We start from the raw sequence: 11,884 nt of genomic DNA on the forward strand, positions 1-11,884 counted from the left end.
CCGGCGCCGCGAGGACGACCCGCGTGGTCGGCACCGTCTTGCCGGAACCGGCACGTCGAGCACGGCGGCGGCCAGCTCGGTGCGCTCGGCCCTGGTGAGCTCCAGCACCCCGCACGGTGGCGTGCCGGGCGAGGGGCCAGGCCCGCTGCCGCCACCCGACGCAGCAAGCCGAGCCGGCCCGCCACAACCGCCCCTCGTCCGGTGATCATCAGCGTGCCGAGGCCGCCGTGTCCCGTGGCCGGACCCGTCCGGCTGGAGGAAGATCACCGCTGTGCTGACCGAGTGGCTCCACACCGTTCCACCGCTGCTCGTCTACCTCGTCGTGGGCCTGGTCGTCGGCTTGGAGAGCACGGGCATCCCGCTGCCGGGCGAGGTCGTGCTCGTCGCGGCGGCGCTGATGGCCTCGCACCACGACGGGGTCTCGCCGCTGCTCGTGGGCGTCGCGGCGGCCGCGGGAGCGATCGTCGGCGACAGCGCCGGGTACGCGCTGGGCAAGCGGTTCGGGCCGCGGGTCTTCGAGTGGGCGGGCGAGAAGTTCCCCCGCCACTTCAGCGAAGACAGGATCGGCCGCGCCAGGGCGGTGTTCGAGAGGTTCGGCGCCGGGGCGGTCTTCTTCGGCCGGTTCGTGGCGCTGCTGCGGATCCTCTCCGGTCCGCTCGCGGCCACGATGGGCATGCACTACGGGAAGTTCCTGCTGGCCAACGCCGCGGGCGGCATCGTGTGGGCCGGCGGCACGACGGCGGCCGTCTACTTCGCAGGAGAGGCCGCCGAGCACTACCTCGCGGAGTTCTCGTGGGTCGCGCTGCTCGTCGTGCTGGTGGTGGTGATCGCGCTCGGCGTCCGCGCCCGGCTCCGCCGTTCACGCCGGTGACCTCAGGCGGTGACGTGTCCGCGCGGCCGTTCGCCGCAGAACCCCGGGCCACGTCGCCGGTCACCGGAACGTCCACTCGCGACGACAGGTCGCTCAGCGCCCGCACCGCTTCGACGTCCGCCGCGCCGTGCTGCGACTAGGCTGTCCAGACCCGACTCCACTGGGGAGAACCCACATGGAAACCCACTTCCTGGACACCGACGGCGCCTCCATCGCCTACGACGTGAGCGGCGAGGGCCGCCCGCTGATGATGATCGGCCAGCCGATGGACGCCAGCGGCTTCACCGCCCTGCGCGCGCAGTTCCCGGACCGCAAGGTGATCACCTACGACCCGCGAGGTCTCGGCAGGAGCACCCGGTCGGACGGTCGCACCGACAACACGCCGCAGACCCAGGCCGCGGACGTGCACGCGGTGATCGAGGCCGTCGGCGGCCCGGTCGACCTGTTCGCGTCCAGCGGCGGTGCCGTGACGGCCCTCGAGCTCGTCGCGGCCTACCCGGACGACGTCGTCACGCTCGTCGCGCACGAGCCGCCGATCATCGACGTGCTGCCCGACGCGGCCGCCGCCCGACGCGCACGTGACGCGTTCATGGACGTCTACCAGGCCAAGGGCGGTGGTGCCGGCATGGCCGCGTTCATCCAGATGAGCTCGTGGCCCGGCGAGTACACCGACGAGTACTTCGCCCAGCCCGCACCGGACCCCGCCCAGTTCGGCATGCCGTCCGAGGACGACGGCAGGCGCGACGACCCGCTGCTGGGCACCTCCTCGCTCGCCATCACCGACTACGCGGTGCGGGTGGACGCGCTGGCCGCCGCCCCCACCCGTGTCGTGATCGCCGTGGGCGAGGAAACCGGTGACACGTTCACGGCGCGCACGGCCATCCACACGGCACGGCTGCTCGGCCAGGAGCCCGTCGTGTTCCCGAGCCACCACGGCGGGTTCCTCGGTGGCGAGTTCGGCTACGCGGGCAAGCCCGAGGAGTTCGCGGTCAAGCTCCGCGAGGTGCTCGGCTGAGGACGACGTCGGCGGCCCTCGCGGCGCCGCCGCTGCTCGCGATGGCGGCACGCATCCGGTCGAGGGTGCGCCGGATCGTGCCGTCCGCCGCGACCCGGTCGACGGCCGCGCGCAGCTCGGCGTGGTCGTCGACCCGTTCGCCCAGGCCCAGTTCGGCGACGCGGTCGGCGTTCTGCTCCTGTTCCGGCGTCTGCGGGACGACGACCAGCGGCACTCCCGCGTGCAGCGCCTCCATCGTCGAGTTCATGCCTCCGTGGCTGATGAACGCCTTGGCGTGCCGCAGGACCGCGGGCTGCGGGAACCACGGCCGCACCTCGATGTCGTCCGTCCCGCCGGCACCGCGCGCACTCATGGCCACCTGCCAGACGCCGTCGGAGAACTGGTCGGCGCACGCCCGGTAGAACTCCGGGTCGCTCATGATCGAACCGAGCGAGACGTAGAGCAGCGGCCGGTCGTCACGGCGCGGTGCCCACCGCTCGTCGGCCCGGCGGCCGAGCACGGGCCCGACGAAGTGGAACGACTCGTCGAACGTCTCCCCGCACGGCTGGAACTCGCGCGGCACGAACACGATGCTGCACGCTTCCGGCGCCTCGACGGTGCTCCACGGGTCCAGTTCGACGTCGTGCTCGGCGGCGAACCGCGAGGTGTGTCCGGTCAGGTACCGGTCCAGGTCGACGTCCATGACCCGGTAGTGCTCGTTGGACACGACGTGCGGCACCGTGCGCACCGCCGGGACGCCGAGCTTGCGCGCCACGAGCCGCGCCGGCCAGTTCGTCGCGTCGTAGCAGATCAGGTCGGGTTTCGCGGTCCGGCAGTGGTCGAGCAGGACCGGGTACGCGGCGCTCATCGCGGCGAAGTAGTGCGGGAACCACTCGTCGACCGGGTTGGCGGTGACGGGCCGGAACTCGGGCAGCGCGGGGAGTTCCACCCACCGCGCGCCCGCGCTCCTCACCGCCTCGGCGTGCTCGGCGCCGGTCGCGTACTCGACGCCGACGCCGCGTCCGGCGAGTTCCTCGACCACCCCCAGCGTCGGCGTGACGTGGCCGTGCCCGGCGAGCGTGACGAACAGGATGTCCATCCACCCGATCCTGCCGAACCGGGTCAAGGGTTTTTCACCGCAGGAACGCCTCGACGACCTCGGCCACCCGCAGGCCGCTCGCGAAGTCCGCCAGGTCGCGCGGGTGCTCTCCCCGGACCGCCTCCGCGAACAGGGTGAGCCGCGAGTGGTCGGACCCGGTCTGCTCCAGCGGCACCTGTTCCCACGGTCCGCCGTCCGAAGTGGACAGCAGGGCCCACTGGTCGAGGCGCAGCGACCGTTCGGTGCCCCACGCGGTCCACTCGTAGACCTCGGGACCGGCCAGTCCGGAGAACGCCGACACGTGCACGGGCACCCCGCTGCCGCGCAGCACGCCGCGGGCGGCCACCTCGGCCGCGCCCGGCTCGGGGAAGTCCGACGACACCGACTCGACGGTGAGCGGACCGAGCAGCCGGTCGGTGAGGTAGACGAAGTGCGACAGCACCTCGCGGACGAACCCGCCCTGCTCGCGGTGGGAGAGCCAGGTCGCCTCCGCCTGGAACGCCCTGGGCCAGCGCGGGAACTGCAACCGGACCTCCACGCCGCGCAGCGCGCCCGGTTCCGGCAGCAGCCGCTCGATCTCGATGGTGGCCGCCATGTCCGACAGCGCGAAGTTGACCGCGTTGGGACGACCCTGCGCGGCCTCGGCCATCGCGCGGGCCTCGCCGAGGTCGACGGCGAGCGGCTTCTCGCAGAACACCGCCTTGCCCGCTGCGAAGGCCTTCAGCACGAGCCCGGCGTGCGAGGCGGGTGGCGTCGAGACGTACACCGCGTCCACTTCGGACAGCACTTCGTCGAGCGACGTGACGACGGGGAGGTGGTCGAGGGTCCGGGGTGCGACGTCGACACCCGCGACCACGGTGTAGCCGGGATGTGCCCGCGCCGCCGTCAGCATCCGGGTGCCCATGGCTCCCAGGCCGACGACGGCGAGGCGGATCGGATCAGCGGTCATGGGCCTATTCTGCCGGTGCCCACGCCTTGGCGAGCTTCACCCGCCCACCGGTCTGCAGCAGCGAGCCGGTGTAAAGCCGCGACGCGACCAGCAGGATCACGACCACGGTCACGGCGAGGATGCCGAGGGAGAGCAACGCCTCCCACGCCTGCGCCTGCTCGGCGAACAACCGCACCGGCATCGCGACACCGGCGGTGAACGGCACGAACGACATCACCTTGAGCACCGCGGGGTTCTCGTAGAAGAACTGCACGCCGAAGTACGGGCCCATCACCGCGAGCATGACCAGGCCCATCGTGGAGCCGAGGTCCTCCTGGCGGCTGACCAGCGCGCCGGCGACCGCCCACATCGACGAGATCAGCACGAAGCCGAACATCAGGAACGGGATGAACCAGCCCAGCGCGGGCGCCACCACCCCCAGCAGCGTGCCGAGGTCGGCGACCCGCAGCGCGATCGGCGCCGTGAGCGCGAGCACGACCACCTGGCCGAGCGTCAGGATCGTGTGCCCGAGGATCTTGCCCGCGAGCAGCGCCCGCACCGGCACCGTGGACACGAGGATCTCGACGATCCGCGTCTGCTTCTCGGTCACGGTGCTCTGCGCGATCGCCGCGCCGCCCATGCCGAACATGAGGAACACCAGCCCGAACACGATGACCGTGACGGACCGCTGGCCCGAGGTGACCGCCGACGCCGCCAGCAGCTCCACCGGGGGCGACTCGACGAGCTCGCGGACCACGTCGTTCGGCGGGCTGTTGAGCGCGAGGACCTTGATCCCGGCGCCGTCGGGCACGATCGCGGCCTCGACGTCGTCGGCGCGGACGAGGTCCGCGGCCTCCTGGACGCTGCCGACCTCCTGGACGTCGAGCGCCTTGCCCTGCACCGCCTGCACGGCGGACCCGACCGCGGCGACCTTGGGGTCGTCACCGCCGAACACCGTCGGCAGCACCGTCAGCGCGAACAGGCCGATGATCGTGAAGGCGAAGCCGATCCAGAAACCCTTGGTGGTGACCAGGGTCTTCATCTCGCGTTCGGCGACGAGCCACGTCGCCTGGCTGAAGGACGCGCGCGCCATGTCAGACCACTTCCTTGAAGATCTCGTCCAGCGTGGGCACGACGGGGGTGAACGAGCGGACCTCGCCGCGGTCCAGCGCCGTCCTGAGCACCTGCTGGGGTTCCGCCTCGAACACCGCGCGCGGGCCGTCGAGCTCCAGGATCGTCACGCCGGGCACGTCGCGGACCCAGCCCGCGTCCTGGGCGACGACGATCTCGTAGCGCTCGCCGGCGTGCTGGGCGCGCAGCTCCTCGCGCGACCCGTTCGCCGCGATCCGTCCCTTCGAGATGATCACGACGTCGTCGCAGAGCCGTTCCACGATCGCGAGCTGGTGGCTCGAGAACAGCACGGGCACGCCGTTCGCGGCGCGCTTGCGCAGCACGTCCAGCACCGTCTCGACGGCGATCGGGTCGAGGCCGGAGAACGGCTCGTCGAGGATCAGCACGTCCGGGTCGTGCACGAGTGCGGCGGCGATCTGCACGCGCTGCTGGTTGCCGAGCGACAACGCCTCCAGGCGGTCACCGGCCCGGTCGGTCAGCTCCAGGTCCTCGAGCAGCTCGTCGGTGTTGCGCTCCGCCGTGACGCGGTCGACGCCGTGCAGGCGCCCCAGCCACGTGATCTGCTCGCGCACCTTCATCTTGGGGTAGAGCCCGCGCTCCTCCGGCATGTACCCGAAGTCCGGCCGGTTCTGCGGCCCGACCTCGGTCCCCTTCCAGCTCACCGTCCCGCCGTGCGCGGCGAGCACCCCCAGGACGATGCGCATCGTGGTCGTCTTGCCCGACCCGTTCGCGCCCAGGAACCCCGTCATGCGGCCGGGCCGCACGTCGAAGCTCACCTCGTCGAGGACCTTGTGATCGCCGAAGCTCCGGCTGATCCCCCTCACAGTCAACATGCCGGGAACGGTAGAGCGGCGCGTTCAAGATCGCGTCCGCCGCGCGGCATCATCCTCGCGGAGGACGCCTTCCGGACTAACGTGGGCTCATGACGACCTTCCGGCTGGCGGCCTACGCCGTCGGCATCGAGAACGACCGCGTGCTGCTCGTCCGCTGCGCGTCGGAGTTCGACGACGCCCACTGGACCTTGCCCGGCGGCGCGGTCGAGCACGGCGAGGACCCGATCGACGCCGTGGTCCGGGAGGTGGCCGAGGAGACCGGGTGCGCCGCGGAGGTCGAGCGCCTGCTGGGCGTGGACTCGCGGGTCGTTCCCGCGGCCGAGCGCCACCAGCCGGAGAAGGGCGCGCACCAGAACGTCGGTGTCTTCTACCTCGTCCGCATCACCGGCGCACCGCGGCCGGAGCCGGGCGGCGCGACGTTCGATCCTCTGTGGACACCGCTCGCCGAGGTCGGCGGCCTGCGCCGGTCGTCGCTGGTCGACGTGGGCCTGGAGCTGGCGCGGTCGCGGCCGCCGACCGGTCACGTCCCCGCGGTCCCGGTCGGCGGGCTCGTCCTCCACTGACGGCTACTCGCGCATCAGCCACGTGCGGACGACACGGCCGGTGCGCAGCGCCGCAACGTTCACAAGGCAGCCTCACCGGTCCCGCTCAAGCGGGCCAGCAGCCCGTGTACCCCTCCGCCAGGAACCTCGACCCCGCCTCCGAACCGACCACCGACGCCAGTTCGCCGAGCTGCCTGCGCGCGTCGAACTCGGTGGCCGCGGGCAGCGCGTGCAGCATCGTCGTCATCCAGTACGAGAAGTGCTGCGCCTTCCACACCCGGCCGAGGGCGCGCGGGCCGTACTCGTCCAGCGCGTCGAGGTCGTCCTTGCGCAACGCCCGTTCGACCACCTCGGCGAGGACGCGGACGTCCTGCAGCGCCAGGTTCAGGCCCTTGGCACCGGTCGGCGGCACGGTGTGCGCGGCGTCGCCTGCGAGCAGCAACCTGTCGTGCCGCAGGGGTTCCGCGACGAACGACCGGAAGCGCAGCACCGTCTTCTCGGTGATCGGGCCTTCCTTCAGCGTGAACCCGTCCGGTCCGGCGACGCGCGCCTGCAATTCCTCCCAGATCCGGTCGTCGGACCACTGCGCCACGTCGGCCGACGGGTCGCACTGGAAGTACATGCGCTGGTGGGTCTCGGTGCGCTGGCTGATCAGCGCGAACCCGCGCGGCGAGTGCGCGTAGACCAGCTCGTCGGCGCTGCGCGGGGCCTCGGTGATGATGCCGAACCAGGCGAACGGGTACTCGCGGAAGCTGTGCGTGCGCACGGCTTCCGGGATCTCGGCGCGGCAGATCGAGCGGGAGCCGTCGGCGCCGACGAGCAGGTCGCAGCGCACCTCCTGGCGCACGCCCTCGCTGTCGGTGAAGCGGATCGCGGGCCCGGTGAGGTCGACCGAGGTGTCGCTGACGCCGAACCGCACGTCCCCGCCGTCGCGGGCGCGGGCGTTCGCGAGGTCCACGAACACGTCGGTCTGCGGGTACAGCCAGACCGGCTCGCCCACCAGCGCCCGGAAGTCGACGCGGTGGCTCTCGCCGCCGAACCTCAGGTCGATGCCCTCGTGCGGGTGCCCGTCGCGCAGCACCCGGTCGGACACGCCCGTGTCGACGAGCAGCCGGGCGCTGCCGGCCTCCAGGATGCCCGCGCGAACCGTGTTCTCGATCTCCGCCCTGGTCCTGTTGTCGACCACGACGCTGTCGATCCCGTCGAGGGACAACAGGTGCGACAGCATCAGGCCGGCGGGTCCCCCGCCGACGATCCCGACCCGGGTGCGCGTCACGAGCGCTCCTTCAAGACCTGACGCGCCACGGAGAACGCGTGGTTGGCGGCGGGCACCCCGCAGTAGACGGCGCTCTGCAGGATCACCTCGCCGATCTCGTCCTGGCTCAACCCGTTGCGCACCGCCGCGGCGACGTGCAGCCCGAACTCTTCCCAGTGCCCCCCGGCGATCAGCGCCGTGAGCGTGATCGCGCTGCGCGTGCGCCGGTCGAGGCCGGGCCGCGTCCAGATCTCACCCCACGCGTACCGCGTGATCAGGTCCTGGAAGTCGGCGGTGAACCCGTCCGGCGCGGCCCTGTCCACGTGCGCGTCCCCGAGCACCTCGCGCCGGACCTTCATCCCGTCGTCGTACGACACCGCGTCCTCACCCCTTCCACCGCTTCAGCGCCTCGTCCACGAAAGCCTCCGCCGCGCCGAGGTACGCGCCGGGATCCGTGCCGCCGCCGCGCTCCGCCAGCAGGTCCGCGGCGGCTTCCCTGGCACGCCGCGCCATCACGTCCGCGTGCACCTCGAGGCCCTCGACCAGTTCGGCGGCCTGCGAGGCCGCCACGACCACCAGCTCCAGCAACGCCCGCAGCGCGGGCCACTCCGCGTGCCAGGCGCCGTCCGGCCGTTCGTCGACCGCCCGCGCCGCGCACAGGTGCAGCCGCGCACCCAGGCCAGGAGCCTGCAGGGCCGCGCTGTTCACCAGCACCGACAGCACCGGGTTGCGCTTGTGCGGCATGGTCGACGACCCGCCGCGCCCGGCCACGGCGCCCTCGCTCACCTCGCCGATCTCCGGCCGTCCGAGCGTCAGCAGGTCCGCGGCCACCACACCGAGCGCGTCGCAGGTCCGCACCAGCGCGTCGCCGAGGCGGGTGACCGGCGCGCGGTAGGTGTGCCAGGGCATGCCGGGCCACACCAGGCCGAGGTGCCCCGCGAACGCCGTGGCGGACGCGATCGGGTCGTCCGCCCGCGACAACGTCCCGGCGGCGCCCCCGCACTGCACCGGCAGCGGTACGGCCTCCAGCTCGCCGGCCGCGTCCAGCACGCCCACCAGCCACCGCGCGGCCTTGAGCCCGAACGTGATCGGCACGGCGTGCTGCGTCAGCGTCCGGCCCGCCATCACGCTGGACCGGTGCTCCCCGGCCAGCCGGGCCAGCGCGCCGGCGATCCGTGCGAGGTCGGCAGAGGCCCGTTCCACCGCCTCGCGCGCCAGCAGCATGAACGCCGAGTCGAGGACGTCCTGACTCGTCAGTCCGGTGTGGACGGGACCGGGAACCCTGGCGCGCAGGGCCGTCACCAGGGGTAGCACCGGGTTGCCCGCGGCCTCGACCTCGACCGGGTCGAGCGCCGGGACCCAGCCGTCCACCGAGATCGGGTTGCCGAGCACGCGCGCCCAGGCGACCTCGACCCGGAGCATCGCCCGGACGAGGGCGGTGTCGTCGACGAGGCCGGCGGCGCGGTGGGAGCCGGGCAGCACGATCACGTCCGCGGGTAGGTCAGGAAGACCGTCTCGGACGGTCCCTGGAGGTGCAGGTCGAACCGCAGCCGCCCGTCCGCCTCGCGCTCGGCCACGAGCCCGTCCACGGCGTCGGCGGCACCGGGCAGGTAGATGCGCGTGAACAGCCGGTCGAGCAGTCCACGCGCGAAGATCGTGACCGCGAAGAACGGCAGGCCGGGTTCGACGGTGCTGAACCAGTAGCGCCCGGCGGCGTCGGTGCAGCAGCGGCCCCACCCCGTGAACTCGGCTCCGGCGCGCCGCAAGGACCCGCCCGCGCGCGGCACGACACCGGCGGCGTCGGACTGCCGGATCTCGATCATCGCGTCCGGCACCGGGTCACCGGCGCCGTCGCGGACGTAGCCGTGCAGCACCACGGAGCCGGCCGAGCCGAACGGCACGAGCTCGCAGTCGCCGGGGAAGGCGAGCGCGTGGTGGAAGAACGGGCCGATGGTCTGGCCCGGTGTCGCCTCAGTCATCGGACGGCTCCAGGTAGGTGGCGTGGCTCCCGGTCAACACGATGTCCCAGCGGTAGCCGAGCAGCCACTCGTGCTCCGACCGCGAGTGGTCGTACGCCGCGATGAGCCGGTTCAGCGCCGCGGGGTCGGTGATCGACTGCGCGATGGGGTCGAGCGCCAGCAGCTGGTCGCCGGGGAAGTACATCTGCGTGATCAGCCGCTGCGTGAAGTCGGTGCCGAACAACGAGAAGTGGATGTGCGCGGGCCGCCAGGCGTTGTGGTGGTTGCGCCACGGGTAAGGGCCGGGCTTGATCGACGTGAACGAGTACCGGCCGTCGTCGTCGGTGAGGCAGCGGCCGACGCCGGTGAAGTGGGGGTCGAGCGGCGCCGGGTGCTGGTCGCCCTGGTGGGAGTACCGGCCGGCGGCGTTGGCCTGCCAGATCTCGACGAGCTGACCGCGCACCGGGCGGCCGTCGCCGTCGAGCACGCGGCCGTGCACGCGGATGCGTTCACCGATGGGCTCGCCGCCGCGCTGCACGGTCAGGTCGGCCTCGACCGGGGCGACGTCGGAGTGGCCGAAGACCGGCGCCAGCAGCTCCGCGCCCTCGGGGTCGACGTGGCGGGGTTCTTTGGTCGGGTGGCGCAGCAGGGTGCTGCGGTAGGGCGGGAAGTCCAGCAGCGGCGCACCCTCCGGTGAGTCGGCCTGGATCTTCGCGATCTCGTCGCTGATCTCGTGCTGGCTGGTCGTCACGCGGTGCAACCCTAGGGACGGACCGCGCCGGAGTCGACAGCACGCTTCCGCTGAACGGAAAGGTGCTCCTCGATTGGACCCAGTTGGAACTCGAGCTAGCCCGCCGCGCAGGGCGCTCCGTTCATGGTGAACGAGCCGGGCGCGGAATTCGACCCTGACACCGTGCCGTTGAAGCCGAACGAGACCGAGCCGTCCACGACGATCAGCGCGTTGTAGCCCGCGTCGGTCACCTTCACGTCCCCGGACGGCTGGGACACGGTGGCGTTCCACGCCTGCGACACGGTCTGGCCGTCGGTGAACCTCCAGCCCAGCGACCAGCCGTTGACCAGCGCGCCGCTGACGTTGCGGACGGTCACCTCGGCCTGGAACGCGCCGCTCCACTCGCCGGTGACCCGGTAGACCACCACGCAGGCCGGCGCGGGAGGCGGTGGCGACGGCGTCGAGGCGGAGCAGTCCTGCGCCCACAGGCCGAGCTTCGCCTGCGAGGCCTTGGTCTCCGCCTCGAACAGCGGGCCGCCGTCGACGCCGGTGGTGCGCAGGAAGCCGTACTGCACGGCCAGCGTCGCGTAGTCCGTGCCGTCGGGCAGCGCCAGCGACACCTCGCCCGGCGTGATGCTGCTGACGCGGACCTCTTTGTCCAGCAACGCCTTCGTGGCGAAGTCCAGAGCGGCGTCGGCGGCGCACGACGGTGGTTCCGCCAGCAGGGAGACGCGCGCCCGCGTGCCGTCGGCCAGCTCGACGGTGCGGGCGTCCACGACGGTGCGCACCTTTGTGGACGGCTGCTGCTCCACAGAGGAGGAAGGGGCTCGCGGTGCGGGACGGGGCGCGCCGCTGTGCTCGGCCGTGCACCCGGCCACGAGCAAGGTCAACAGCACCACCATGTGCTTCCGTGCTGCCATTGGACGAATCTATCGCCGGAGGCAGCATCCGCAATCGGCTGTTCGGAGTTGATCAACGCTGGCTTTCGGAGTCGTCGCGGCCGGACGACGCGGGACGTGCGGGCGCGGAGCGGCCACAGTTGCCCGGATGGTTCCCCGCCGTTCACCGGCTCGTGGTGCTCGACCGAAATGATCACGACGTTCCTCGTTCCCGCCGATGGAGGTCTGAAGTGCACACCCTGCAACCGCACTGGACACGTCGACTGCTCGCCGCCCTCACCGTCGTCGCGTCCGTGTTCGCCGTGACAACGGTGGTCGCCCCCACCGCCGACGCCGCCGTCTACACCTCCTGCACGCAGACGCGCTGTTCCGCCGCAAGCTCGGCCGACTCGACGTGGAGGTCGAAGGGCTACCCCGGCTCGCGCGGCTGGTACAGCTGGCCGAACGGCCAGTGCAACTTCGCCGGCGGCACGTTCCAGAACCGCGAGGGGCAGCTGCCGTCCGGCCACAGCTACCAGGAGTTCGACGTCTACCCGCGCGCCTGCAACGCGTCCCGTGACGCGTACCGGATCGTCGTCGACCGCACGACGGGCTACGTGTACTTCTCGCCCGACCACTACGCGAACTTCTACCGCCTTTAGAAG

Annotated in this window: 14 protein-coding genes; 4 read left to right on the forward strand and 10 right to left on the reverse strand. The window is 72.1% G+C overall.

Translation table 11 applies throughout. The features are described from left to right. The first annotated feature begins 271 nt into the window (after positions 1–271). Together L6E10_RS28855 and L6E10_RS28860 are read left to right on the forward strand one after the other, a co-directional pair. Entirely contained in the window at positions 272–871 is a 600-nt protein-coding gene (locus L6E10_RS28855; RefSeq protein ID WP_236223228.1) for a DedA family protein, read from the forward strand. A gap of 175 nt (positions 872–1,046) precedes the next feature. Continuing rightward, positions 1,047–1,886, forward strand: a complete 840-nt coding sequence (locus L6E10_RS28860) for an alpha/beta fold hydrolase (RefSeq protein WP_236223230.1) — start codon at positions 1,047–1,049, stop codon at positions 1,884–1,886. Here the strand turns inward: L6E10_RS28860 and L6E10_RS28865 are convergent. Genes L6E10_RS28865 through L6E10_RS28880 form a run of 4 tightly spaced genes read right to left on the reverse strand, consistent with a single transcriptional unit; the run spans position 1,861 to position 5,856 of the window. Further along, positions 1,861–2,964 (reverse strand): macrolide family glycosyltransferase, encoded by a 1,104-nt coding sequence (locus L6E10_RS28865; protein WP_236223232.1) that lies wholly within the window; start codon positions 2,962–2,964, stop codon positions 1,861–1,863. The genes L6E10_RS28860 and L6E10_RS28865 overlap by 26 nt on opposite strands. Before the next feature lie 34 nt (positions 2,965–2,998). Continuing rightward, positions 2,999–3,913: a Gfo/Idh/MocA family protein gene (locus L6E10_RS28870; RefSeq protein WP_236223234.1), complete on the reverse strand. Its 915-nt coding sequence runs from the start codon at positions 3,911–3,913 to the stop codon at positions 2,999–3,001. A gap of 4 nt (positions 3,914–3,917) precedes the next feature. Then, positions 3,918–4,985, reverse strand: coding sequence for an ABC transporter permease (locus L6E10_RS28875; protein ID WP_236223236.1), 1,068 nt, complete (start codon positions 4,983–4,985; stop codon positions 3,918–3,920). Position 4,986: 1 nt separating this feature from the next. Then, on the reverse strand, positions 4,987–5,856 hold the full coding sequence (locus tag L6E10_RS28880) for an ABC transporter ATP-binding protein (protein ID WP_236223237.1): 870 nt from the start codon (positions 5,854–5,856) through the stop codon (positions 4,987–4,989). Between the two features lie 89 nt (positions 5,857–5,945). Here L6E10_RS28880 and L6E10_RS28885 point away from each other — a divergent pair, with 89 nt between their 5' ends. Beyond that, a complete protein-coding gene (locus L6E10_RS28885; RefSeq protein WP_236223238.1) occupies positions 5,946–6,419 on the forward strand; it encodes an NUDIX hydrolase in 474 nt (157 codons plus the stop codon). An 85-nt stretch (positions 6,420–6,504) separates the two neighbouring features. Here the strand turns inward: L6E10_RS28885 and L6E10_RS28890 are convergent, their stop codons facing one another. The 6 genes from L6E10_RS28890 to L6E10_RS28915 all read right to left on the reverse strand — a co-directional run bounded on the left by L6E10_RS28890 (position 6,505) and on the right by L6E10_RS28915 (position 11,261). Next, positions 6,505–7,674 carry a 4-hydroxybenzoate 3-monooxygenase gene (locus tag L6E10_RS28890; RefSeq protein ID WP_308102900.1) on the reverse strand — a complete coding sequence of 390 codons (1,170 nt, stop codon included), beginning with the start codon at positions 7,672–7,674 and terminating at the stop codon, positions 6,505–6,507. Continuing rightward, the gene (pcaC, locus tag L6E10_RS28895) at positions 7,671–8,030 is read right to left on the reverse strand and encodes a 4-carboxymuconolactone decarboxylase (RefSeq protein WP_308102901.1); all 360 of its coding nucleotides are present in this window, start codon (positions 8,028–8,030) and stop codon (positions 7,671–7,673) included. The genes L6E10_RS28890 and pcaC overlap by 4 nt, the downstream gene beginning before the upstream one ends. Before the next feature lie 7 nt (positions 8,031–8,037). After that, on the reverse strand, positions 8,038–9,141 hold the full coding sequence (locus L6E10_RS28900; protein ID WP_236223240.1) for a lyase family protein: 1,104 nt from the start codon (positions 9,139–9,141) through the stop codon (positions 8,038–8,040). After that, on the reverse strand, positions 9,138–9,632 hold the full coding sequence (locus L6E10_RS28905) for a protocatechuate 3,4-dioxygenase subunit alpha (protein ID WP_236223242.1): 495 nt from the start codon (positions 9,630–9,632) through the stop codon (positions 9,138–9,140). The genes L6E10_RS28900 and L6E10_RS28905 overlap by 4 nt, the downstream gene beginning before the upstream one ends. Further along, positions 9,625–10,362 carry a protocatechuate 3,4-dioxygenase subunit beta gene (gene pcaH, locus L6E10_RS28910; protein ID WP_374237570.1) on the reverse strand — a complete coding sequence of 246 codons (738 nt, stop codon included), beginning with the start codon at positions 10,360–10,362 and terminating at the stop codon, positions 9,625–9,627. Before pcaH ends, L6E10_RS28905 begins: the two co-directional genes overlap by 8 nt. 95 nt (positions 10,363–10,457) lie before the next feature. Then, positions 10,458–11,261 carry a cellulose binding domain-containing protein gene (locus L6E10_RS28915; protein WP_236223244.1) on the reverse strand — a complete coding sequence of 268 codons (804 nt, stop codon included), beginning with the start codon at positions 11,259–11,261 and terminating at the stop codon, positions 10,458–10,460. A gap of 209 nt (positions 11,262–11,470) precedes the next feature. Here L6E10_RS28915 and L6E10_RS28920 point away from each other — a divergent pair, with 209 nt between their 5' ends. Then, positions 11,471–11,881, forward strand: a complete 411-nt coding sequence (locus tag L6E10_RS28920; RefSeq protein ID WP_236223246.1) for a ribonuclease domain-containing protein — start codon at positions 11,471–11,473, stop codon at positions 11,879–11,881. Positions 11,882–11,884: the final 3 nt, after the last annotated feature.

This window comes from Lentzea sp. CC55, assembly GCF_021056325.1.
Lineage (GTDB): Bacteria > Actinomycetota > Actinomycetes > Mycobacteriales > Pseudonocardiaceae > Lentzea > Lentzea jiangxiensis.